At 73.2% G+C, this 20634-nt stretch carries 16 protein-coding genes and 1 pseudogene; 9 read left to right on the top strand and 8 right to left on the bottom strand.

All coding sequences use genetic code 11. The annotated features are described in order from the left end of the window. Window positions 1-77 precede the first annotated feature (77 nt). The 3 genes from ACXJMZ_RS09900 to ACXJMZ_RS09890 form a co-directional block, all read right to left on the bottom strand. Window positions 78-557: a peptidoglycan recognition protein family protein gene (locus ACXJMZ_RS09900; protein ID WP_457029614.1), complete on the bottom strand. Its 480-nt coding sequence runs from the start codon at window positions 555-557 to the stop codon at window positions 78-80. 501 nt (window positions 558-1058) lie between these two features. After that, window positions 1059-1319 carry a hypothetical protein gene (locus tag ACXJMZ_RS09895; RefSeq protein WP_457029613.1) on the bottom strand — a complete coding sequence of 87 codons (261 nt, stop codon included), beginning with the start codon at window positions 1317-1319 and terminating at the stop codon, window positions 1059-1061. A 481-nt stretch (window positions 1320-1800) separates the two neighbouring features. Beyond that, the gene (locus ACXJMZ_RS09890) at window positions 1801-2739 is read right to left on the bottom strand and encodes an ROK family protein (RefSeq protein WP_457029612.1); all 939 of its coding nucleotides are present in this window, start codon (window positions 2737-2739) and stop codon (window positions 1801-1803) included. A gap of 163 nt (window positions 2740-2902) precedes the next feature. Here ACXJMZ_RS09890 and ACXJMZ_RS09885 point away from each other — a divergent pair, with 163 nt between their 5' ends. Beyond that, window positions 2903-4750, top strand: coding sequence for an FUSC family protein (locus tag ACXJMZ_RS09885; protein WP_457029611.1), 1848 nt, complete (start codon window positions 2903-2905; stop codon window positions 4748-4750). A gap of 63 nt (window positions 4751-4813) precedes the next feature. After that, the gene (locus tag ACXJMZ_RS09880; RefSeq protein ID WP_457029610.1) at window positions 4814-6016 is read left to right on the top strand and encodes an MFS transporter; all 1203 of its coding nucleotides are present in this window, start codon (window positions 4814-4816) and stop codon (window positions 6014-6016) included. A 4-nt stretch (window positions 6017-6020) separates the two neighbouring features. Here the strand turns inward: ACXJMZ_RS09880 and ACXJMZ_RS09875 are convergent, their stop codons facing one another. The 3 genes from ACXJMZ_RS09875 to ACXJMZ_RS09865 all read right to left on the bottom strand — a co-directional run bounded on the left by ACXJMZ_RS09875 (window position 6021) and on the right by ACXJMZ_RS09865 (window position 8808). Next, a complete protein-coding gene (locus ACXJMZ_RS09875) occupies window positions 6021-7316 on the bottom strand; it encodes an MFS transporter (protein ID WP_457029609.1) in 1296 nt (431 codons plus the stop codon). Then, on the bottom strand, window positions 7313-7852 hold the full coding sequence (locus tag ACXJMZ_RS09870; RefSeq protein WP_457029608.1) for an ArsR/SmtB family transcription factor: 540 nt from the start codon (window positions 7850-7852) through the stop codon (window positions 7313-7315). Before ACXJMZ_RS09870 ends, ACXJMZ_RS09875 begins: the two co-directional genes overlap by 4 nt. A 101-nt stretch (window positions 7853-7953) precedes the next feature. Next, window positions 7954-8808 (bottom strand): SDR family oxidoreductase, encoded by an 855-nt coding sequence (locus ACXJMZ_RS09865; RefSeq protein ID WP_457029607.1) that lies wholly within the window; start codon window positions 8806-8808, stop codon window positions 7954-7956. A gap of 100 nt (window positions 8809-8908) precedes the next feature. Between ACXJMZ_RS09865 and ACXJMZ_RS09860 the strand changes: the two genes are divergently transcribed. The 5 genes from ACXJMZ_RS09860 to ACXJMZ_RS09840 all read left to right on the top strand — a co-directional run bounded on the left by ACXJMZ_RS09860 (window position 8909) and on the right by ACXJMZ_RS09840 (window position 17430). Further along, entirely contained in the window at window positions 8909-9862 is a 954-nt protein-coding gene (locus tag ACXJMZ_RS09860; protein ID WP_457029606.1) for a helix-turn-helix transcriptional regulator, read from the top strand. A gap of 250 nt (window positions 9863-10112) precedes the next feature. Then, window positions 10113-11756: an IS200/IS605 family accessory protein TnpB-related protein gene (locus tag ACXJMZ_RS09855; protein WP_457029605.1), complete on the top strand. Its 1644-nt coding sequence runs from the start codon at window positions 10113-10115 to the stop codon at window positions 11754-11756. A 12-nt stretch (window positions 11757-11768) separates the two neighbouring features. Next, window positions 11769-13196 (top strand): rifampin monooxygenase, encoded by a 1428-nt coding sequence (gene rox / locus ACXJMZ_RS09850; RefSeq protein WP_457029604.1) that lies wholly within the window; start codon window positions 11769-11771, stop codon window positions 13194-13196. A 62-nt stretch (window positions 13197-13258) separates the two neighbouring features. Beyond that, window positions 13259-13765: a GNAT family N-acetyltransferase gene (locus ACXJMZ_RS09845; protein WP_457029603.1), complete on the top strand. Its 507-nt coding sequence runs from the start codon at window positions 13259-13261 to the stop codon at window positions 13763-13765. A 488-nt stretch (window positions 13766-14253) separates the two neighbouring features. After that, window positions 14254-17430 (top strand): tetratricopeptide repeat protein, encoded by a 3177-nt coding sequence (locus tag ACXJMZ_RS09840; protein WP_457029602.1) that lies wholly within the window; start codon window positions 14254-14256, stop codon window positions 17428-17430. On the opposite strand, the pseudogene ACXJMZ_RS09835 reads toward ACXJMZ_RS09840, so the two are convergent. Continuing rightward, window positions 17427-18536: pseudogene (locus ACXJMZ_RS09835) on the bottom strand (RNA polymerase sigma factor); the annotation flags it as partial. The gene ACXJMZ_RS09840 and the pseudogene ACXJMZ_RS09835 sit on opposite strands and share 4 nt — an antisense overlap. Before the next feature lie 266 nt (window positions 18537-18802). Between ACXJMZ_RS09835 and ACXJMZ_RS09830 the strand changes: the two are divergent. Beyond that, on the top strand, window positions 18803-19159 hold the full coding sequence (locus ACXJMZ_RS09830; RefSeq protein ID WP_457029601.1) for a helix-turn-helix domain-containing protein: 357 nt from the start codon (window positions 18803-18805) through the stop codon (window positions 19157-19159). Between the two features lie 21 nt (window positions 19160-19180). Here the strand turns inward: ACXJMZ_RS09830 and ACXJMZ_RS09825 are convergent, their stop codons facing one another. Continuing rightward, window positions 19181-19969: a GNAT family N-acetyltransferase gene (locus ACXJMZ_RS09825; RefSeq protein ID WP_457029600.1), complete on the bottom strand. Its 789-nt coding sequence runs from the start codon at window positions 19967-19969 to the stop codon at window positions 19181-19183. Window positions 19970-20038: 69 nt separating this feature from the next. Here ACXJMZ_RS09825 and ACXJMZ_RS09820 point away from each other — a divergent pair, with 69 nt between their 5' ends. Beyond that, window positions 20039-20566: a GNAT family N-acetyltransferase gene (locus ACXJMZ_RS09820; RefSeq protein ID WP_457029599.1), complete on the top strand. Its 528-nt coding sequence runs from the start codon at window positions 20039-20041 to the stop codon at window positions 20564-20566. Window positions 20567-20634 lie beyond the last annotated feature (68 nt).

The raw sequence follows: 20634 nt of genomic DNA, 5'->3' as shown, positions 1-20634 counted from the left end.
TGGCCCTGCAGTACGGGGACGTGGAGCGGTGTCACGTCGTCACCGGACCGGCCCGGCCGGTGAGTTGGCGGGGTGTCTCAGCGGGCCCCGCCGACGAGCCGGGCGACCTCGGAGCGAAGTGCGGGAAGGGCGTCGTACATCAGGGTGCCGGGGCAGTCGGTGGCCAGCCAGTCGCGGTGGCCGCTGATGGTCTCGACCGCCTTGGTGACACCGTTGATTGGGTTCACATAGGTGATGTCCGCCTCGGGGTCCAGGTCGTGCCAGAGCGACAGCCCGGCGAGCAGCGCGGTGAGCGAGTGGCGGGCCGCCGCGGTGGCCTGCTGGCCGGTGAGGGTGCCGAGCAGCGCGATGCCCAGGTTGCCGGAGTTGTAGCCGGCGTTGTGGAAGGCGGTGACCAGCTTGCCGGCGCTGTGGTGGCCGGTCAGCGACTGCAGCGGGTAGAACGCGGTCGGTGTGTTCTCGGCCCCGTTCTTGAACCGCTTGGATTCGTCCGCCCCCCAGGCGGCGCGGGTCAGGTACTGGATCCCGCAGAACGTCGTCGGCGTGGTGGCGGGCACGGCGACCCGCTGGACCGGGCCCTGCTGGGTGTCGATCGCGGCGGAGCGGACCTCGGTGGCACCGTCCGGCAGCCGTTGGCCTTCGCCCTCACCTGGACCAGTGCCGGTCCGATGGAGCTGAACGTCTGCGCGCAGTAGGCAGTCCCTTCAACAACCAGCCAGCTGCGAAGCTGCCGCGGATCAACCGCGTCGGGGAACTGGTAGCCCACAATCCCCAGCTCAACACCATGCCCATCAGTTCCGATTAGCCGCATCAGCCCAGGATTCGACGTCGGCAACTCGCCGGATCCCCGAAGCCGTACACCCTCGTGACCTCAGCAGTCGCCTCCAGGACCGACCCGAAGCCGGGCCAAGAGTCTGGCGTGGTCAGACCGAGGCTCAACAGACCTCGTTGGGACAGGTCACGGGTCGTCAGGCCGGTGCTCGCGGTTCTGGGTCGGAGCTTCCTGTCCGGGTGCTGCCGTGCGTTCTCGCCTCGCTCGTGCCGGGCCGAGAGTGTGGTCAGCGCCAGTGGGGTTGTGAGCCGTCGACGCCTTCGCGGGTACAGGTGATGGGTTGGCCGTGGGCATCGGTGGTGGAGCGGTCGATGTCGCTCTTGCGGCAGTACTCGCCGGCCTTGTAGCAGTTCCCCGCGTTGGTGGTGATGGAGCATGCTCCGCTCCCGCCCCCACTGCTGGTGGCCGTACGGCTGGGGGGCGAGGGCTCGGTGGTGACCGCAGTACCGGACGCCGCTGGAACGCTCGCGGCGGTGCTGCTGCGCATGGCTGTGGGCGTGGCCGGGGGAGAGGATGCCGTGGGAGTGGTGCTGGCCAGAGGCGTCGTCGCGGTGGCTGCGGGTTTGCTGCTCGGGGTGGGGCCGGGCGTGCCGCCACCTGAACCGCAGCCGGCCATCGCCAGCACGGCCAGGGCTGCTGGGGCAACTGAAACAATTCGACGGATAAGCACATCAGCACAGTAGGCATGTTGCCGCGGGCCTCTTCGTTGTTGGGCCGTTCGTGGGCGGTGCTTCTTTGTCTTGCCCGTCCAACGGTTGCAGTGGTGCTGTCCGATCCCGGCCCGGCTCGACTGGCTTGCCCGCTGCGCCCCCGGACTGCCGGTGAGCCGGCCCCGGGCAGAGGGCCGGCCTCCGTCTCTGTCGCTGTCCTGCTTGGCCGTCCGCCCTGCGCAGCCTGGTTGCGCCGAGGCCGTCTGGGGTGATCGTCCAGACCACTGTGCGGCTGCTCCTTGCCATAGCCGGTCGGTCTCAGGGCTCGAGGAGCGCTGCGGCCACCGCTGCCGCGCCTACCAGGCCTGCGTCGGTGCCGAGTTGGGCCCGGTGCAGGTGGAGGGAGGCGGCGAAGGGGAGGGCGGCGTAGGTGGTCAGGTGGGTGCGGAGGGGGGAGAACAGCAGGTCGCCGGTCTCCGCTACGCCGCCGCCGATCACTACGGCGTCGAGCTCGACCAGGGTGGCGGTGGCGGCGATGCCGGCGGCCAGGGCGCGGGCGGCGCGGTCGAAGGCGGCGAGGGCGAGCGGGTCGCCGGACCGGGCCGAGGCGGCGACCGCGACGGCCGACGCGTCGTCAGCGGGCGGACGCCAGCCGGTGGCCAGGGCGTGCCGGGCGATCGCGGTGCCGCTGGCGTAGCGCTCCAGACAGCCCCGGCTGCCGCAGGGGCAGGACTCGCCGTCGAAGTCGACCGAGATGTGGCCGATGTGCCCGGCGTTGCCGGTGGTGCCGGTGTGCAGCTCGTTGTTCAGCACCAGTCCGCCGCCGACGCCGGTGGACACCACCAGGCAGAGCGCGTTCCGGTAGGGCCGGGCCGCGCCGTACCGGTGCTCGGCCGCCGCGATCGCGATGCCGTCCCCGGCCAGCGTCACCGGCAGGCCTTTGACGGCCGGGTGCGCGGCGATCCGTTCGACGATCGGGAACCCGCGCCAGCCGGGGATGTTGACCGGGCTGACGGTCCCTCGGGAGATGTCCACCGGTCCCGCGCTGCCGATGCCGAGCGCGGCCACCTGCGACCAGTGCGCGGATTCGGCCAGTTCGGCGAGCGCCTCGGCGGCCGCCGCGAGCACGGCCTCGCCGTCCCGGTCCGCCGGGGTGGGCCGCCGGGTCCTGGCCAGTACCGCGCCGTCGGGGGAGACCAGCGCTGCCGCGATCTTGGTCCCGCCGACGTCCAGGGCGGCGAGCAGGGCGTCCGACACGGTCGTTCTCCTCCCGGCACGCGATCGGGTAGAGCGCGCCGGTTGGCCATTCTGGCACCTGGCCGGGATCAGACGGATGGTCACGTTCCCGTAACGGCGACGCAGCGGGACCGACAACTGCCGCTCGTAGGCTGGCGGCACAGACCTATGTACGAGGAGGACCGTGCCCCAGCCGCCGGCTTGGCTCACCCATCCGTTCCGCTGGCAGCGGGGCCCCGTGCCCTGGCCCGCCCTGCTCAGGGGCGCGCTCGGGATGGGCCCGGTGCTGGCCCTCGGCCTGGCCACCGGGCACCGGCCGGCGGCGATCGCGGCGGGCCTGGGCGCGATGTTCGCCACCCTCAACGACCGGCCCGGCACCCGCCGGGTGGCCACCGTCCGGATCGCCGTACCGGCCCTGGCCGGTGCGCTCGGGTTCTTCGGCGGCCTGGCGCCGGGCTGGTGGGCGCTGCCGCTGCTCACCCTGGTCGGGCTGGTCTCGGGGGCGGCCAGCGTGGCGGGGCCGGTCTGCGCGGCCGCCGCCGTCCAACTGCTGGTGCTGACGGCGGTGGGTGCCGGGATGCCGCTCGGGTCGCCGCCGTGGGTGACCGCGCTGTGCTTCCTGGCCGGGGCGCTCTGGCCGCTGCTGCTCCGACTGACCGTCAGCCCGTCCGGCGCGGACGGTGCGGACGGTGAGCGGCACGCGGTGGCCGCCGTCTTCGACGCCCTCGCCGACGCGCTGGMCGCCGTCGGGACCCCGGCCGCCGMGGCGGCCCGGCGCAGGCTGACCGGAGCGCTCGACCAGGCGGACGAGGCGCTCCGGCTGTGGCGGCACCCGCGCTCCGCCGGGTCCGAGCAGCACCGGCTGCTGGGACGGTTCGCCGCGGCCGCCGCGCTCTGCGAGGCGAGTGTCGCGCTGCTCTGGGAGGGCGCCCCGCTGCCGTCCCGGGTCGCCGAGGGCCCGCGGCGGCTGGCCGCCGCCGTCCGGGCGGGTGCGGCGCCCGGTGCGCTGCCCGCCCCGGTCCCGGACACCGCAGCCCGCAGCGCCTTCGACCGCGCCGTGCTGGACGCCACGCTCGCGTTCGCCGATCCAGCCGATCCAGCCGACCCGGCCGACTCCTCCGCCGTGCCGGTCCGCAGCCGCCCGGGCGCCCGCCCCCTCGGACCGGTCGGCCGGGAGAACGGCCTGCGGGTCGCGGTCTGTGTCGCCGTCAGCACCGCCGCCGCGCTGCTGCTGAGCGCCGACTACTGGTACTGGCTGCCGGTCACCGCCGCGTTCCTGGTCAAGCCCGACGTCGGCCCGCTGTTCTCCCGGGTGGTCAACCGCTTCGTCGGCACCGCGCTCGGCGTGCTGCTGTTCGCCGCGCTGCCGACCGGCGGGGCGGAGGTGGCCGCCGCCACGCTGGCCGGGGCGCTGATCCCGCTGGCGGGCCGTCACTTCGCCGCCCAGACCGCCGTGATCACCGTCACGGTGCTCGCCTTCGTCTCGCTCGGCGGTGACACCCGGGCCTCCGGCACCAGGCTCGCCGACACCGCGCTGGCCTGCGCGATCGTCCTGGTGGTCGGTCACCTGCCCCGGCTGGCGTCGACCCGCACCAGCGTCGGCCACCGGTTCGCGGTCGCGCTGCGGCACGCCCGCCACTACCTCGACCACGTACTCTCCGGCGCGCCCGAAGGCCCCGAACGGGCCGCCCTGCGCCGGACCGCCTACCGGGCGCTGGCCGAGGCCAGGGCCGCCGCCGAGACCGCCGCCGCCGAACTGCACGCCGACCGGAACTGGCTGCCCGTCACCGCCCGGGCCGAACGGATCGTCGACGCCACCACCGCCTGCGCCGTCCGCCTCGACCACGGCAGCCCGGCCCCGGCGGCCCCGACCGCCCACCGGATCACCACCGAACTGGCCGCCCTGGCCGACACCCTCGACGGCCTGAAGCCGGGTACCCCGGTTGCCGCCACCGCGCCGGCCGACTGCGGCACGCTGAGCGACATCGTGGGCGAACTGCACCGGATTCGTACGCTCACTGACGCTCGGTAGGATCCCTCTCGTACGGCGGTCAGCGGCGACCGCCTCCCACCCCTGTCCTGGAGTTGAACCCTCATGCCGCTGGCGCTCGTCGCCCTCGCCGTCACCGCCTTCGCCATCGGCACCACCGAGTTCGCCGCGATGGGCCTGCTGCCTGAGATAGCCGGGGACCTGGGCGTCTCCATCCCGCAGGCCGGCTGGCTGATCTCGATGTACGCGATCGGGGTGGTGATCGGCGCCCCGCTGCTCACCGGGGCCTGCGCCCGGCTGCCCCGCAAGGGTGTGCTGATCGGACTCGCCGGACTCTTCACCGTCGGCAACCTGCTCTGCGCGCTGGCGCCCACCTTCCCCTTGCTCGCGGCCGCCCGGCTGATCACCGGCCTGCCGCACGGCGCGTTCTTCGGCGCCGGAGCGGTGGCCGCCGCCGAACTGGTCGCCCCGCACCTGCGGGCCCGGGCCGTCTCGGTGATGTTCTCCGGCCTGACGGTGGCCAACATCGTCGGGGTGCCGGTCGCCACCCTGCTCGGCCAGCAACTCGGCTGGCGGGCCGCGATGTTGGTGGTGGTCGGGATCGGCGCGCTCGGTACCTTCGCCATCGCCCGGCTGGTCCCCGCCCTGCCGAGCCACCCCGGTGCCGGGCTGCGCCGTGAGCTCTCCACCTTCCGCAGCGGCCAACTCTGGCTCGCGCTCGGCACGGTGGTGTTCGGCTGCGCCGGGCTGTTCGCCTGCTACAGCTACATCACCCCGATCCTGACCGAGGTGGCCGGCTTCTCGGAGGGCTCGGTGACCGTGGTGCTCGCGCTGTTCGGCGTCGGGATGACGCTCGGCAACGTGATCGGCGGGTACGCCGCCGACCGCGCGCTGCGACCGGCCATCTGCGCCGCCTTCCTGCTGATGGCGCTCGCGCTGGCGGCGTTCTCGGTCACCGCCAGGACGGAGTGGTCGGCCGCGATCACGGTGGTGCTGATCGGGCTGTTCGGCTTCGCGACCGTACCGACCGTGCAGACCCTGGTGCTGCAGAAGGCCCGGCGGGCCCCGACGCTGGCCTCGGCGACCGTCCAGGGTGCGTTCAACCTGGCCAACGCACAGGGCGCGTTCTTCGGCGGCCTCGCACTCAGCGCCGGGCTCGGCTGGGTCTCGCCGGCCCTGGTCGGTGCGGTGCTGGCGGTGATCGGCTTCCTGATCGCCGCCGTCTCGTGGGCCCTCGACCGCCCGGGCGAGCAGGCCGCCCCGGCCGAGCGGAGCGTCGAGGCGGTGCCGCAGCACGTCGCTCAGTGAAGCGTCACAACGATGCGGGTGCACCCTCCCGAACGAGATCCTCGGATTCCGGGTGACCTGGACCGCCGGTCGAGGCAGCGTCGCGCAGTGCCGCCTCGACCCGGCGGTTGCTGGTCATGGTCGCGGTGACGGCGGTCATCGCCAGGAGGAGGCCGGCGGCGGTGTAGAGCGGGGTGCGTACGTCGTAGGCGGTGGCCAGCCAGCCGCCGAGGAAGGCGCCGAACGGGGCGGCGCACATGCCGAGCATGCGGGAGGTGGAGGCGACCCGGCCCATCAGGTGGGCGGGGACGATCGTCTGCCGCAGGGAGGGGGCGAGCACCATCGTGGCGCCCATGCCCGCTCCGCAGACGGCGAGCGCGAAGCCGGCGACGTACGGGTTCGGGGCAGCGGCAAGCCCCAGGATGGCGAGTCCCTCGACTGCGGCCGTGCAGGTCAGCGCGGTGCCGGTGCCGAGCCGTCGGCCGAGGAAGGAGGCGATGCCCGCGCCGAGCAGACCGCCGGTGGCCTCCGCCGTGAGGAGCAGGCCGAAGCCGAAGGTGCCGACGCCGAGCCGGTCGTGCGCGAAGAGGGCGAGTACGGTCTCCACGGCGAGGAAGGCGATGTTCCCGACCGCCGGACGCAGCGCGAGCCCGAGCAGCAACTGATCCCGGAAGACGTACGAGGCGCCGGCCCGCGCCTGCCGCAGCAGCGACTCACGGGCCTGCGGTACGGGCCGGGGTGCGGCGGGCAGCGACCGTACGAGCAGTGCCGAGAGCGCGAACGACACCGCGTCGGCGAGCAGCGGAACCGCCCGCCCGAGCACGAGCAGGGCACTGCCCGCAGGCGGCCCCGCGAAGCCGGACGCGGCGGTCTGAGCACCGCGCAGGCGGGAGTTGGCCCGCTCCAGGAGCGCGGGGTCGCGGCCGAGCAGATCCGGCAGATAGGCCGTGGCGGCGGTGTCGAAGAAGAGTCCGCCGAGGCCGAGCAGGAAGGCGAGGGCGGCGAGCAGCGGAATGCTCAGCACGTCGAGCGCGGCGGCGGCAGCCGGTATCGCGAGCAGCGCCGCACGTGCCGCGTCCGTGACCCACATCGTGCGTCGGCGGTCCCAGCGGTCCACCAGTGCACCGCCGAGCACCCCGAAGAGCAGCCACGGCAGCGTACCGGCGGCCGTGACGACGGCGAGCGCCATCGGATCCCGCGTCAGTGTCAGCGCGAGCAGCGGCAGGGCGGCATGTGTCACCCCGTCACCGAGCGAGGAGACCGTCTGTGCGGTCCACAGCCGTCCGAACCCGGTCGGCAACTTCCTTGTCTCTGAGGTCACTTGGAGTCTCCTTCGGCCTGCCGGCGCGGCGCCGGGTGGAACAGTGCGAAGACGAGCGAGGCGTCCGGGAGTGAAGGATCGGACAGCTCCCGGTACTCGTCCGCGAGTGCCTCCAGCCGCGCCCCCAGCTGCGCGAACTGCTCGTCGGTGAGCCGCAGATGCGCCATCCGTACGTGCCGCTCGCTGTCCGCCGGCGCTGCCTCCAGGTCGGCCACCGCGTGCCGCATCAGCATGTCCGGGCCGCCCTCGCCCGGGTCCGGCAGCACGATCGACCGGGCGGCCATGGCGTAGTACCGCTCGGTGACCCCCCGGACCTTCCGCGTTCGTACCACCGTCACCAGGCCGGCCCGCTCCAACAGCCGTACGTGGTAGCTGGAACTGCCCTTCGCGAGGCCCACCCGCTCGGCGATCTGGGTGATCGTCGCGGGCTCGAAGCGGAGCACGGCCATGATCCGGTGGCGGGTGAGGTTGGAGACGGCGCGTAGCTGCTCGTCAGTGGTGACGTGGAACGTCTCGGGAAGATCGTCGGCAGGCATGCGCCCAATGGTCAATGATTCTTGACCATTGCGCAAGGGGGTTCCGTGCGATCTTCCGGAGCCGACCACTTGGGCGGCGGGGGTGAGGCGGTGACGGTGGCTCAGCGGAAGGCTGCGGCGTTGCGCTCGGCCCAGTCGGCGAACGGGCGGGCGACCCGACCGAGGACCCGCTCGATGTCCGGGCTGACCCGCTGCTCGGCGGCGGAGGGGCGGCCCAGGATCTCGAGGGTGCCGTCCACCACCGGCTCGGGCATGAAGTGCAGCAGCTGGGCCCGGGCCTCGGCGGGGCTCTGCGGCAGGAAGCGGACCGGCTCGCCGAGTGCGGCGCCGATCGCCTCGGCCTGCTCGCGCGGTGAAACCGTTGCGGGGCCGGTGAGTTCGTACGTCTGCCCGGCGTGACCGCCGCCGTCGCCGAGCAGTGCAGCGGCCGCCATCGCGGCGATGTCGGCCGGGTCGACCACGGGCAGGCCCACGTCGCCGAACGGTGCCGCCACCGTGCGGTGCGCCCGGACCGGTTCGGCCCACAGGTAGGCGTTCGAGGCGAAGCCGCCGGGCCGCAGCACCGTCCAGTCCAGCCCGGACTGCCGGACGGTCTCCTCGAAGGCGCGCAGCCCGGCGTGCGAGGGGAAGTCCGGCCGGGTGCCGACGATCTGGGAGGACTGCAGCACCACCCGGCGGACCCCGGCCGCCTTCGCCGCGCCGAGCAGCGCGTCCGGGTCGAGCTCCAAGCCGGAACCCGCGATCAGCAGGAAGAGCGCTTCGGCGCCGGTGAGGGCGGCCCGCAGGCTCCCGGGATCAGCCAGGTCGGCCACCCGGTGCCGTACGCCCGGCGGCAGTTCGGCCGCGGTGCGGGAGACGGCGGTGCGGGAGACGGCGGTCACCTGCGCACCGGCCTCGGCCAGTGCCTGCACCAGTGGACGTCCGACGTTTCCGGTCGCTCCGGTCACCACGATCATGGTCAGCTCCAACTGTTCGGTGCGCCGCGCTCGTTCGCGGCGATGACTCCACTCTGGGCGTTAAAGTGGCCACCTTCTGGCCACAATTACCGGAGGATTCATGAGAGCCGATCGCCTGGTCGCCGCCCTGCTGTTCCTCCAGGAGCGCGGGCAGGTGACGGTCGCTCAGGTCGCCGCCGAGCTGGAGGTGTCGGAGCGCACCGCCCGGCGGGACCTGGAGGCGCTGGGGACGGCCGGTATCCCGGTGCTCTCGCAGCGCGGCCGGAACGGCGGCTGGTCGCTGGTCGGCGGCGCCCGGACCAATCTGACCGGCCTGACCGCCGACGAGACCCGCTCGCTGTTCCTGACCACCGGCCCCGCCGCCACCTCGCCGGAGGCAAGAGCCGTCCTGCGCAAGCTGGTTCGGGCCCTGCCCGCGCCGCTGCGACCGGCAGCCGAGGCCGCCGCGCGGGCCGGGTTCACCGACCCCACCGACTGGTCGCGGGCCACCAGCACGGCGGCCGAACCGCACCTGGACGCGCTCCAGCGGGCGGTGGTGGAGGGAGTACAGGTCCGGCTCGGCTACGCGACCCCCGGACGGGCGGCGGGGGAGCGGACCGTCCACCCGCTCGGCCTGGCCACCAAGGCGGGGGTCGGCTACCTGGTCGCGGACACGGCCGACGGCCTGCGGTCGTTCCGGCTGAGCCGGGTGACCTCCGCCGTGGCCACCGGCGATCCGGTCACCCGGCCGGACGGCTTCGACCTGGCGGTGACCTGGCGCGAGCTGGCCGCCCGGATGGAGGAGCGGCTGCACGCCGCCACCGTCCGGGTGCGGGCGGCGCCCGACGCCTCGGCCGTGCTGCACCGGCTGTTCGGCGGCCGGCTCCGGACGGTCGGTCAAGGTCCGGACGGCTGGGCCGAGTTGGAGATCGACGGTCCGTCAGCCGAGGTGGTGGCGGCCCAACTGGCGGGACTGGGAGCCCGGGTGGAGGTGCTGCACCCGCCCGAGGCGCGGCGGGAGCTGGGCAGACTGGGGGTGGAGCTCGCCGCGCTCTACGCCGGGCAGGGAGGTTGATCCACTCTCCGCCACTCTCAACTTATAGCGCCCCCGGGGGCTTGTGGCAAGGCCCTGGTCATGCTGCAGAATCGTCCATCTGAGCAAGAGTCTGTAGACATTCATGGGGGTTCTGAACTGCTGGGGATTGAGGGCGTTTTGGTGCACCTGAGTTCCCGCGAGTGCGTTTTCGATCACGGCCTGTTGGGTGGATGGGTCGGCTGTCGGTGGTGTGTGTGAGGGTGGTGGCACTGGCTGGGAGGGGGATGACGTGACTGGGGCGGGGAGGAAGCTGCGGCGGATCGACGTGCCGTTCGTTTGTCTTGGCCCGTCGGGTGTGACGGTCCGTGACCGGCTCAAGGATCTGACTCCCGAGGATGAGAGGCTGTTGCGGCTGGTCGGCGCGCATATGGGGGCTCTGGCGTCGGAGGACCTGAAGGCGCGCTGTGCGGACGGCCTGGACCACGGCAACGAGAGGTGGGCCGCGCGCAAACGTGACGTGACCGTCGGGTCGTCGTCGCGGTGGGCGGGGAGTGTCACCAAGGCCACGCACGACCAGTGGGCGCTGTCGCGTCGCGGCCAGGCCGCGCACCTGGACTCCTTGGATGCGGGTATCCGGATGCTGCGGCACCGTCTGTCGCTGCCGGTCGGGGAGAAGGGCACCAAGCGCGCGCCCGGTGGTTATCGTTCCAGGCACGAGTGGTTCGTCAAGTCCCGTCGGCTCGCGGCACTGGAGGAGCGGCGCGCTGAGGTCGCCGCCGGCCGTGAGAACGGCATCGTGCATGTGGTGCGCGGCGGACGGAAGTTGCTCAACAGCCGCCACAACTTGGCTGCCGCGAACCTGACCGAAGCTCAGTGGCGGGAACGCTGGGAGGTGTCACGGTGGTTCCTGTCGGCTGACGGGGAGTCGGGTAAACGGTTCGGCAACGAGACGATTCGGGTCACGCCCGACGGTGAGGTGAGCATCAGGCTGCCCGCCCCGCTCGCGGAGTATGCCAACGCCAGGAGCGGACGGTACGTTCTCGCGGCGAAGGTGTCGTTCCCGCACCGGGGCGCCGAGTGGGCCGACCGGATCGGGAGCAACCGGGCGGTCGCCTACCGCATCCACCTGGACGTTGCACGCGGCCGCTGGTACCTCGACGCGGCATGGACCAGGCCCGTCGTACAGACCGTGCCGCTGGCGACGGCTCGCGCCCAGGGCATGGTCGGCGTGGACACCAACGCGGACCACTTCGCCGCCTGGCAGTTGGACGTCCACGGCAACCCCGTCGGCAACCCGTGCCGCTTCTCCTACGACCTGACCGGCACCGCCCAGCATCGGGACGCGGAGATCCGACACGCCATCACCCGCCTCCTCCACTGGGCCACACGGCGAGGTGTCGCAGCGATCGCCCTGGAGAATCTGGACTTCACCGCCGAGAAGACCCGCGAGAAGCACGGCCGACGCAAGCGGTTCCGCCAGCTGATCTCCGGCATGCCGACCGGCAAACTCCGCGCCCGGCTCGTCTCGATGGCTACCGAGGCCGGCCTGGCGATCGTCGCGGTCGATCCCGCCTACACCAGCGTGTGGGGCGCGCAGCACTGGCAGAAGCCACTTGCCACGCCACGACGTAAGACCACCCGACACGATGCCGCGAGCATCGCTATCGGGCGACGCGCCCTCGGACACCGGGTCCGGCGACGGACGGCACCGCCCCGTGCACACCAGAGCGATGCGCACGGGCATCGGACCGTCCAGGCCGCACCAGGCAGCCAAAGGCGCGAGGAAACCCGCCACCCCGCCACGGATCGCGCACACGATGCACGCCGCCGGACGGGGACAACGAGAACGCGGGCGACCAGCGCACCCAAAACCGTTCGGGATGCGCGCAGTGCCAAGATGTGGGTCCAAGACTCACTCCTGCTCACTGATTAGGAACGGTTTGTGATGATCGACGTGATCGTGGCCGGCGGAGGACCGACCGGGCTGATGCTGGCGGCCGAGTTGCGGCTGCACGGCGTGCAGGTGGTGGTGCTGGAGAAGCTGGCCGAGCCGACCATGCAGTCCCGCGGGCAGGGCCTGCATGCGCGCAGCGTCGAGATGATGGACCAGCGCGGTCTGCTGGAGCGGTTCCTCGCGGTCAGTGAGAAGTTCCAGGTCGGCGGTCTCTTCGGCGGCATCATGAAGCCGTGGCCGGAGAGCCTGGACACGGCGCACCCGTACGGTCTCGCCACCCCGCAGCCGGTCACCGAGCGGCTGCTCAACGAGCACGCGCTCGAGGTCGGCGTGGAGATCCGACGCGGCTGCGAGGTGGTCGGCCTGAGCCAGGACGAGGACGGGGTGACGGTCGAGCTGGCGGACGGTACGCAGCTGCGCTCGCGCTACCTCGCGGGGTGCGACGGCGGCCGCAGCGCGGTGCGCAAGCTGCTCGGCGTCGGCTTCCCCGGCGAGCCCGCCAAGGTGGAGACGCTGCTGGGTGACATGGAGTTGACGGCGGATCAGGCGACGATCACCGCCGTCGTCGAGGAGGTCCGCAAGACCCAACTGCGGTTCGGCGTCGGTGCCACCGGGGACGGGGCGTACCGCATCGTGGTGCCCGCCGACGGCGTGGCCGAGGACCGGGCGGCCGAGCCGACCCTGGAGGATTTCAAGCAGCAGCTGCGAGCCACCGCGGGCACCGACTTCGGTGTGCACTCGCCGCGCTGGCTGTCCCGGTTCGGTGACGCCACCCGGCAGGCCGAGCGCTACCGGGTCGGCCGGGTGCTGCTGGCCGGCGACGCCGCGCACATCCACCCGCCGACCGGCGGGCAGGGGCTCAACCTCGGTGTGCAGGACGCGTTCAACCTCGGCTGGAAGCTGGCCGCCGCGGTCAACGGCTGGGCGCCGGAAGGGCTGTTGGACAGCTACCAGGCCGAACGGCACCCGGTGGGCGCCGCCGTACTGGCCAACACCCGTGCGCAGATCACGCTGCTGGGGACCGAGCCGGGTCCGACCGCGCTGCGGGAGCTGTTCTCGAAGCTGATGGACTTCGAGGAGGTCAACCGGTACGTGACCGAGATGATCACCGCGGTCGGGGTCGGCTACGACTTCGGCGAGGGCCACGAGCTGCTCGGCCGGCGGATGCGGGACCTGCAGCTGAAGCAGGGCCGCCTCTACGAGCTGATGCACGGCGGCCGCGGGCTGCTGCTCGACCGGACCGGCGAGCTCTCGGTGGCGGGCTGGGCGGACCGGGTCGACCACGTCGTCGACGCCGGCGGGGAACTGGACGTGCCCGCCGTGCTGTTGCGGCCGGACGGCCACGTGGCGTGGGCCGGGGCGGACCAGCAGGAGCTGCTCGAGCACCTGCCGAAGTGGTTCGGCGCCGCCACCGGCTGAGCCCGCCCGCGCCCGGGCGAAAACCGGTCGGCGACAGCCTTGCTGACGGGGAGAATGCGGTCATGCGCATTCGGGCCGTACGGGCGGCCGACCTTCCCGTCCTGCAGGGCATCGAGGTGGCTGCCGGCCGGTGTTTCCGGGAGGTCGGCATGGCGGAGATCGCCGAGGACGCACCGCCGTCGCTCGAGGAGCTGGCGCGGTATCAGGCGGCCGGTCTGGCGTGGGTGGCCGCGGACGAGGCGGATGCGCCGGTGGCCTACCTGGTGGCCGAGCCGGTGGACGGGTGTCTGCACGTCGAGCAGGTGTCGGTGCACCCGGACAGTGCACGGCTCGGGATCGGCCGGGCGCTGCTGGAGCGGTTGGCGGAGCAGGCGAGGGCGGATGGCGTACCCGCGCTGACGCTCACCACCTTCGCCCAAGTCCCTTGGAACGCGCCGTACTACGTGCGCTGCGGCTTCGAGGTGATGGCGGCCGAGGAGATCGGGCCCGGCCTGCGGGCGGTCCGGGCCGGCGAGACGGCCCACGGCCTGGACCGTTGGCCGAGGGTGTGCATGCGACGGATGTTGTGACGGCGGATCAGCCGCCGGGCGGGGGGCCCGCGCGCCCCGACCGGACCTCGGCGGGGCGAGGTGGTCCGCTCCGCGGTCGCCGGTGAGCACTACCGGGACCGCGGGTACGGGAACTCCGAGGAACAGCGACAGGACACCGGCGCGGGTGTATGGAGCCCGCCTCCGGTGGGCACCTGTCCCCACGGGGTCTCCGTAGGTCAGCGAACCACCTGCCCGCACCACTCGCCGGCCCGACAGGACCACCGGCTGCAGCACGCCCCCGCGCGCGCCCAACCGGCCCCTGCGGGCCGCCGGACCCCGGAACTCCGGGGCCGGGAACAGTCTCGCCCAGCCCGATTGCAAGAATCTTGCACGGGCCGACGGCACACCCCGCCGGACGGCCCGGATCAGGTGGACACTCCGGCGGGCGGGACCGGCCCGGCGGACGGCCCACCGGCAGAACCACCTTCGGCCGCGAGGGACCGCAGGGGACGACGAACGGGGTGCACGTGCTGGTCAGACTGCTCGGCCGGGTCGGGATAACGGCAGCGGACGGGTTCGCCCCGGACGGTTTCGCCCCGGCCGGTTTCGTCCCGGCCGGGACGGCGAAGCAGAGCGCCGTGCTCGCCGTGCTCGCGATGACACCGGGCCGCCAGGTGGGATTGGACCAACTGATCGACCGGGTCTGGGACGAGCAGCCGCCGCCCACCGCCAGGAGCACCCTCTACGCGTACCTGGCCCGGCTGCGCCGGGTGCTCGAGCCCTGGCCGGGCCTCCAACTGCTGCGGGACGGCGCGGGTTACACCCTGACCGCCGAGCCCGAGCAGATCGACGTGCACCGGATGCGCAGGCTGGCCGCCGACGCCCAGCGGGCCGAGCGGGACGGCGACCGGCCGCGCTCGGCCGAACTCCTGGGCGTGGCGGCCCGGTTGTGGGCCAGCCCGCTGGCGGGCGTACCCGGCGCCTGGGCGGACCGGATGCGGGAGACCCTGACCAGGGAGTACCTGGAGGTCCAGACCAGCCGCTACCGCACCGAACTACGGCTGGACCGGCACGGCCTGGTGGCCGCCGAGCTCTCCCCGCTGGTGGCCGAACACCCGCTGGCCGAACCGCTGGTGACGCTCCTGCTGCTGGCGCTCCGGCAGGGCGGCCGGACCGCCGAGGCCCTGGAGCTGTACGAGCGCACCCGCACCCGGCTGCGCGAGGAGCTCGGCTCCGACCCCGGCGCGGCCCTCGCCGACGCCCACCGCCGACTGCTCGCCGGTGACCGGACCGCGCTCAGGCCGAGCCCGCCGCCCGCCGTGATACCGCGCCAACTCCCGCCCGTGGTACGGGAGCTGACGGGCCGTCGGGCAGAGCTCGCGGAGCTGGACGCGCTGGTCCCGGACGGCCTGCCCGCGCTGGTGCTGGTCTCCGGCATGGCGGGCGTCGGCAAGACCGCGCTCACCACCTGGTGGGCCCAGCAGGCCCGGGGTCACTTTCCGGACGGCCAGCTCCACCTCGACCTGCGCGGCCACGGCCCCGGTGAACCGATGACACCGGGCCAGGCCCTGGCCCAACTGCTCGGCGCGCTGGGCGTCCGGCCCGAGCAGATCCCCGCCGACGAGCAGCAGGCCGCAGGGCTCTACCGCTCGGTGCTGGCCGAGCGCCGGGTCCTGCTGCTGCTCGACAACGCCCGCACCGCCCAGCAGGTCCGCCCGCTGCTGCCCGCGGGGCCGCTGAGCTGCGTGCTGGTCACCTCCAGGGAGCGGCTCACCGGCCTGATCGCCCGGGACGGTGCCAGGGACCTGCGGCTCGGCCTGCTGACACCCGATCAGGCGGTCGCGCTGATCGCCCGGCTGGTCGGCTCCGACCGGGTCGCCGACGAACCGGAGGCCGCCGCCGAGATCGCCCGCACCTGCGGCCAGCTGCCGCTGGCGATCCGGATCGCCACCGCCGGGCTGGCCGGGACGGACTACCCGACGCTGGCCGACCGGGCCCTCGCCCTGTCCGGCACCTGCTCACTGGCCGAGCTGGAGGTGCTGGGCGACGAGCAGGCCGGGATCCGGACCGCCTTCGACTACTCGTACCAGGCGCTGACCCCCGATCAGCAACTGCTGTTCCGCCGCCTCGGCCTGCTGCCGGTCCCCGAGTTCGGCTCCCGGGGAGCGGCCGCACTGACCGGCTCCACCCCCGAGCGGACCGCCCCGCTGCTGCGCCGGCTGCTGGACGCGCACCTGATCACCCAGCTGGCCGCCGACCGGTACACGGTGCACGACCTGCTCCGCCGCTACGCCCAGCTGCTGGGCCTGGAGTGCGACCCGGAGGCCGAGCGGCTGGCGGCCTCCCGACGGCTGTACACGCTGTACCTGCACCGGGCGGACTCGGCCGCCCGGACGCTGTTCCCGCAGTTCGTCCGGCTGCCGATCCCGGGGGCGCTGCGGCTGCCCGGCGAACCGTTCGCCGATCCGCGGGCGGCCGCCGCCTGGATCGCCCGGCACGAGGCCGCCCTGGTGCTGGCCCAGAGCGCGGCGGTGGCGCAGGGCGCACCCGAGATGGCCTGGCTGCTCTCCGACGCGCTGCGCCCGCACTACACCGCCCGGCGCGGCAACCCGCACTGGCTGCCGGTGGCCCGTACCGCGTTGGCCGCCGCGCTGGCCCGGGACGACCGGGCCGCCGTGATGGCCTCGCTCACCAGCCTGGCGATGGCCCACCACTGCACCGGCGACTACTGGCGCGCGGTCGGCTACAACCGCTGGATCGTCCGGGTGGCCGAGCGGATCACCGACGGTCCGGCCGAGCTGCACCGCTTCCGGGCCGCAGCGCTGGAGCGGATCGGGGTGGCCTGTTCGATCCTCGGCCGGGCCGACCAGGCGGTGGAGTACATGTCGGCGGCGCTGGCGGTCTACCAGCAGCTCGGCCGGCGGACCGGCATGGCGATCAACCACAACAACCTGGGCGCCGACTACCTGATGGCGGGCCGGCTGACCGAGGCCGAGGCCCATCTGGCGGAGGCCCTGGAGATCCACCGGTCCGCCGGGGCCCGGCGCGGCGAGGCGGCCGCGCTGATCAACCTCGGCGTACTCCGGCACCGCCGGGGTGATCTCGACGCCGCGAGCCGCGACCTGAGCACGGCGCAGCTGATCGACCGTGACCTGGGTCACCTGGACGGCGAGGCCGCCGCACTGGTCGAACGGTCGGCGGTGGCGCTCTCCGCCGGCCGCCCCGAGGAGGCGCTGCAGGACGCCCGTACGGCGCTCGCACTGGTGCTGCGGACGGGGGACCCGTTCGCGGAGTGCGGCGCGCTGCTCGCCCTCGGCGGGTACCGGCTGGCGATGGGCCACAGCCGCCCCGCCGCCCTGTACCTGCGGCGCGCCCTGCGGCTGGCGGTGACCAGCGGCGTACGGCACCCGGAACTGCGGGCGACCCTCGGACTGGCCGAGGTCGAACTGCTGGAGCACCGCCCGGCCGAGGCCGTCCGGCTCGCCGAACGGGTGGTCGAGCTCTGCCACACCGGCGGCTACCGCCCGCTGGAGGCCCGCGCCCTGCTGGTGATCGCCACCGCCCGGCTGCACCAGGGCGACCCGGCCGGCGCCGTCCCGCTCGCCGAACAGGCCGCCGACCTCCAGCGCGGCATCGGCCACCTGCTGGACCTGGCCCGCAGCGAGGCGCTGCTGGCCCGGGCCCAGGCCCAGGAGGGTGTCTAGTCGAGGTAGTCGCGCAGGACCTGCGAGCGGGACGGGTGGCGGAGCTTCGACATGGTCTTGGACTCGATCTGGCGGATCCGCTCGCGGGTCACGCCGTAGACCTTGCCGATCTCGTCCAGGGTCTTCGGCTGACCGTCCGTGAGGCCGAAGCGCATCGAGACCACGCCCGCCTCGCGCTCGGCCAGGGTGTCGAGGACGGAGTGCAGCTGCTCCTGGAGCAGGGTGAAGGAGACCGCGTCGGCCGGGACGACCGCCTCGGAGTCCTCGATCAGGTCACCGAACTCGCTGTCGCCCTCGTCGCCGAGGGGGGTGTGCAGGGAGATCGGCTCGCGGCCGTACTTCTGGACCTCGACCACCTTCTCGGGGGTCATGTCCAGCTCTCTGCCCAGCTCCTCCGGGGTGGGCTCGCGGCCCAGGTCCTGGAGCATCTGGCGCTGGACCCGGGCCAGCTTRTTGATGACCTCGACCATGTGCACCGGGATCCGGATGGTGCGGGCCTGGTCGGCCATCGCCCGGGTGATCGCCTGCCGGATCCACCAGGTGGCGTACGTGGAGAACTTGAAGCCCTTGGTGTAGTCGAACTTCTCGACCGCACGGATCAGGCCGACGTTGCCCTCCTGGATCAGGTCCAGGAAGAGCATGCCGCGGCCGGTGTAGCGCTTGGCCAGTGAGACCACCAGGCGGAGGTTGGCCTCCAGCAGGTGGTTCTTGGCCCGGCGGCCGTCCTCGGCGAGGAGCTCCAGCTCGCGGCGGAACTGCGGGGTCAGGGTGTCGTCGACCTCGAGCCGGTCCTCGGCGAACAGGCCGGCCTCGATCCGCTTGGCGAGCTCGACCTCCTGCTCGGCGTTGAGCAGCGGGACCTTGCCGATCTGCTTCAGGTAGTCCTTGACCGGGTCGGCGGTGGCACCGGCCGTGGCCACCTGCTGAGCGGGCGCGTCGTCGTCGTCCCGGTCGGACAGGACGAAGACCCCGCCCTCCTGCTCCTCGGGCTCGGCGGCGGCCTGCTCCTTGTCGTCCTCCCAGTCGCCGCCGTCCTCCGAGGACGGTGTGGACTGCGGAGCGGCCACCGCGGCCTTGGCCGCCGCCCGCTTGGCGGGACGCTTCTTCTCGGCGACGGAAACCCTGCTGGTCGAGCTGAGCGACACGAGGAGCCTCTCACAAGGGGGAGTGGGACAACGCGGTACGGGAACTCGTTCCCGCGCGACAACACCTCCCCGTTCATCGCGGGGCAGGTCGATCCGTTACGGATCGAATTACGTGACGTGGACCACGGTATTGCGCCTAATGGCCGAAAGGACTCCACCGGCAGCACCGGTGTGGGTGTTAGATCCGTAGTGACATCGAGGCTAGGGTACTGCGCAGAGGTGGCGTAATGACGGAACCGGGGTCGTTGTTCCAAGCAGTGGACGCGCTGCTCGCGAAAGCGGAGGAGCTGCCTCCCCCTGCGGAGCGGGCCCGCCTGCGCAGAGCCGCCCGGTTGACCCAGCAGCAGATCGCGGACGCCCTGCAGGTGAAACGCGAGACCATTTGGACCTGGGAGAAAGGGCGGGTCGAGCCCCGGACGCCCCAACGCGAAGCATACGCGCGCCTGCTCCGGGGGCTGACCGAGCGCTTCCCGGCGCCGCCGGAGGGGTCGGGGCGTGAGGCTCCGGTGGTGGAGGTGTCCGGAGCCGCCCCCGAGATGCGGCCCGCGCCGGTATCCGCGCCTGCGGCTCCCGTGCGGCTCTGACGCCGGCCCGCCCGCCGGGTCTCAGAGGGCGGTGAGGACAGCTTCCTCGAACTCCAGCACCGAGGTGAATCCGAGGCGCTCGTAGAGCCGGACGGCCGCGGTGTTGTCGGCGCGGACGTTGAGCCCGATGTGGTCGACGGTGCCGGCCAGCAGGCGGCAGAGCTCGGCGACGCAGGCGGCGGCCGCCCCGCGTCCCCGGACGGCCGGATGGGTGGTCACGTTGCCGAGGGCGGCCACCCGGTGAGCGGGGGAGTGGACGTGTACGCCGGCGACCGCGACCAGGCTGCCGGAGTCGTCCCGGGCCCCGAGGTAGTGGCCGGTGTCGAGCATCCGGTGGTCGAACCAGTTGCCCGGGTAGCTCGCCGCGAACAGGGCGGTCAGCTCCGGCAGGTCGGCCCGGCTCAGCGGGCGGGGCCGCCAGTCGCCGACCGGGTGCCGGTCGGCCAGGGTGGGGTCGGTGAGCACCATCCGCCGCAGGGTGCCGTGACTCTTCACCGCGTAGGCGGCGGACAGGACTTGGAGCGAGTCCGCCGACAGGTGGGCGAGGAAGCGGCGCGGCAGCACGGGCAGCAGGGCGTTCGCGAGTTCCCGCGATTCGGCGGCCTGTTCGGGGCGGACGAGCCCGAGCAGGGTGGGCGGCTCACCGACGTTGTACAGCAGGGCCACCGGGCCGTCGTCGCTGAGCGTGTACCAGGTGGTGTGCGGCCACAACAGGTCGTCGAGATCGCCGAGTTCCATCTGATGGAGCGCCGGGTCACGCCCGAGGCGGGCGGCCAGAACGCCCTTGTCGTGCAGGCTGAGCAGGGACATCCGATCACCCTACCCGGGGCACCACCGCCCCCGTTGTCGGGCTGCGACGGTGAAGGGGATCATGTCGGGATGACTGATCATCAGCTCCCGCTCGCCCCGGTCCGGCTCGCTCGGTACACGGAGGACGACAAGGCCGAGATCCTCGGCGACACCACGGACGCGTTCGGCGTCGCCCACCTCGGACTGAGCTGGCTGCACAAGGAGGAGCACTTCGGCATCCGGCTGGACGGGCGCCTGGTCGCGCACACCGGCCTGCTGCGGCTGCCGATAGCCATCGGCGAGCTGGAGACGGAGGTGATGGGCGTCGGCGGGGTGGCGGTCGCCGCCGACCTGCGCGGGCGCGGGCTGGCCCGGGCGGTGGTGGGGGCGGCCATCGAGCACGCCAGGACGGCGGGGCCGCCGTACGGGCTGCTGTTCTGCCGGCCGCAGATCGCCCCGGTGTACCGGCGGCTCGGCTGGCAGCCGGTGGCGGGCGAGGTCGAGGTCGAGCAGCCCGGCGGGGCCGTGGTGATGCCGCTGTGCACGATGTGGACGCCGCTGCACGAGGGGGTGGAGTGGCCGGCCGGTGCGGTGCGGCTGCGCTCGCTGCCGATGTGAAGGTGAGAGTGGATCCGGAGTCCTTCCCTCCGCATCTGTGGAGGGGGCATGGAGAACCTGTGGGGGCG

The sequence above is a fragment of the Kitasatospora sp. P5_F3 genome (assembly GCF_054049135.1).
Note: the sequence above shows the minus strand (reverse complement) of the source record. Positions and strands in the feature narration are given on the sequence as shown.

Coding starts and splice junctions, on each gene's coding strand:
- ACXJMZ_RS09870 (WP_457029608.1), bottom strand. CDS start 7,852: ATGCCTGCCGACGATCTTCCCGAGACGTTCCACGTCACCACTGACGAG.
- ACXJMZ_RS09820 (WP_457029599.1), top strand. CDS start 20,039: ATGACTGATCATCAGCTCCCGCTCGCCCCGGTCCGGCTCGCTCGGTAC.
- ACXJMZ_RS09865 (WP_457029607.1), bottom strand. CDS start 8,808: ATGATCGTGGTGACCGGAGCGACCGGAAACGTCGGACGTCCACTGGTG.
- rox (WP_457029604.1), top strand. CDS start 11,769: ATGATCGACGTGATCGTGGCCGGCGGAGGACCGACCGGGCTGATGCTG.
- ACXJMZ_RS09880 (WP_457029610.1), top strand. CDS start 4,814: ATGCCGCTGGCGCTCGTCGCCCTCGCCGTCACCGCCTTCGCCATCGGC.
- ACXJMZ_RS09860 (WP_457029606.1), top strand. CDS start 8,909: ATGAGAGCCGATCGCCTGGTCGCCGCCCTGCTGTTCCTCCAGGAGCGC.
- ACXJMZ_RS09895 (WP_457029613.1), bottom strand. CDS start 1,319: ATGCGCAGCAGCACCGCCGCGAGCGTTCCAGCGGCGTCCGGTACTGCG.
- ACXJMZ_RS09830 (WP_457029601.1), top strand. CDS start 18,803: ATGACGGAACCGGGGTCGTTGTTCCAAGCAGTGGACGCGCTGCTCGCG.
- ACXJMZ_RS09825 (WP_457029600.1), bottom strand. CDS start 19,969: ATGTCCCTGCTCAGCCTGCACGACAAGGGCGTTCTGGCCGCCCGCCTC.
- ACXJMZ_RS09845 (WP_457029603.1), top strand. CDS start 13,259: ATGCGCATTCGGGCCGTACGGGCGGCCGACCTTCCCGTCCTGCAGGGC.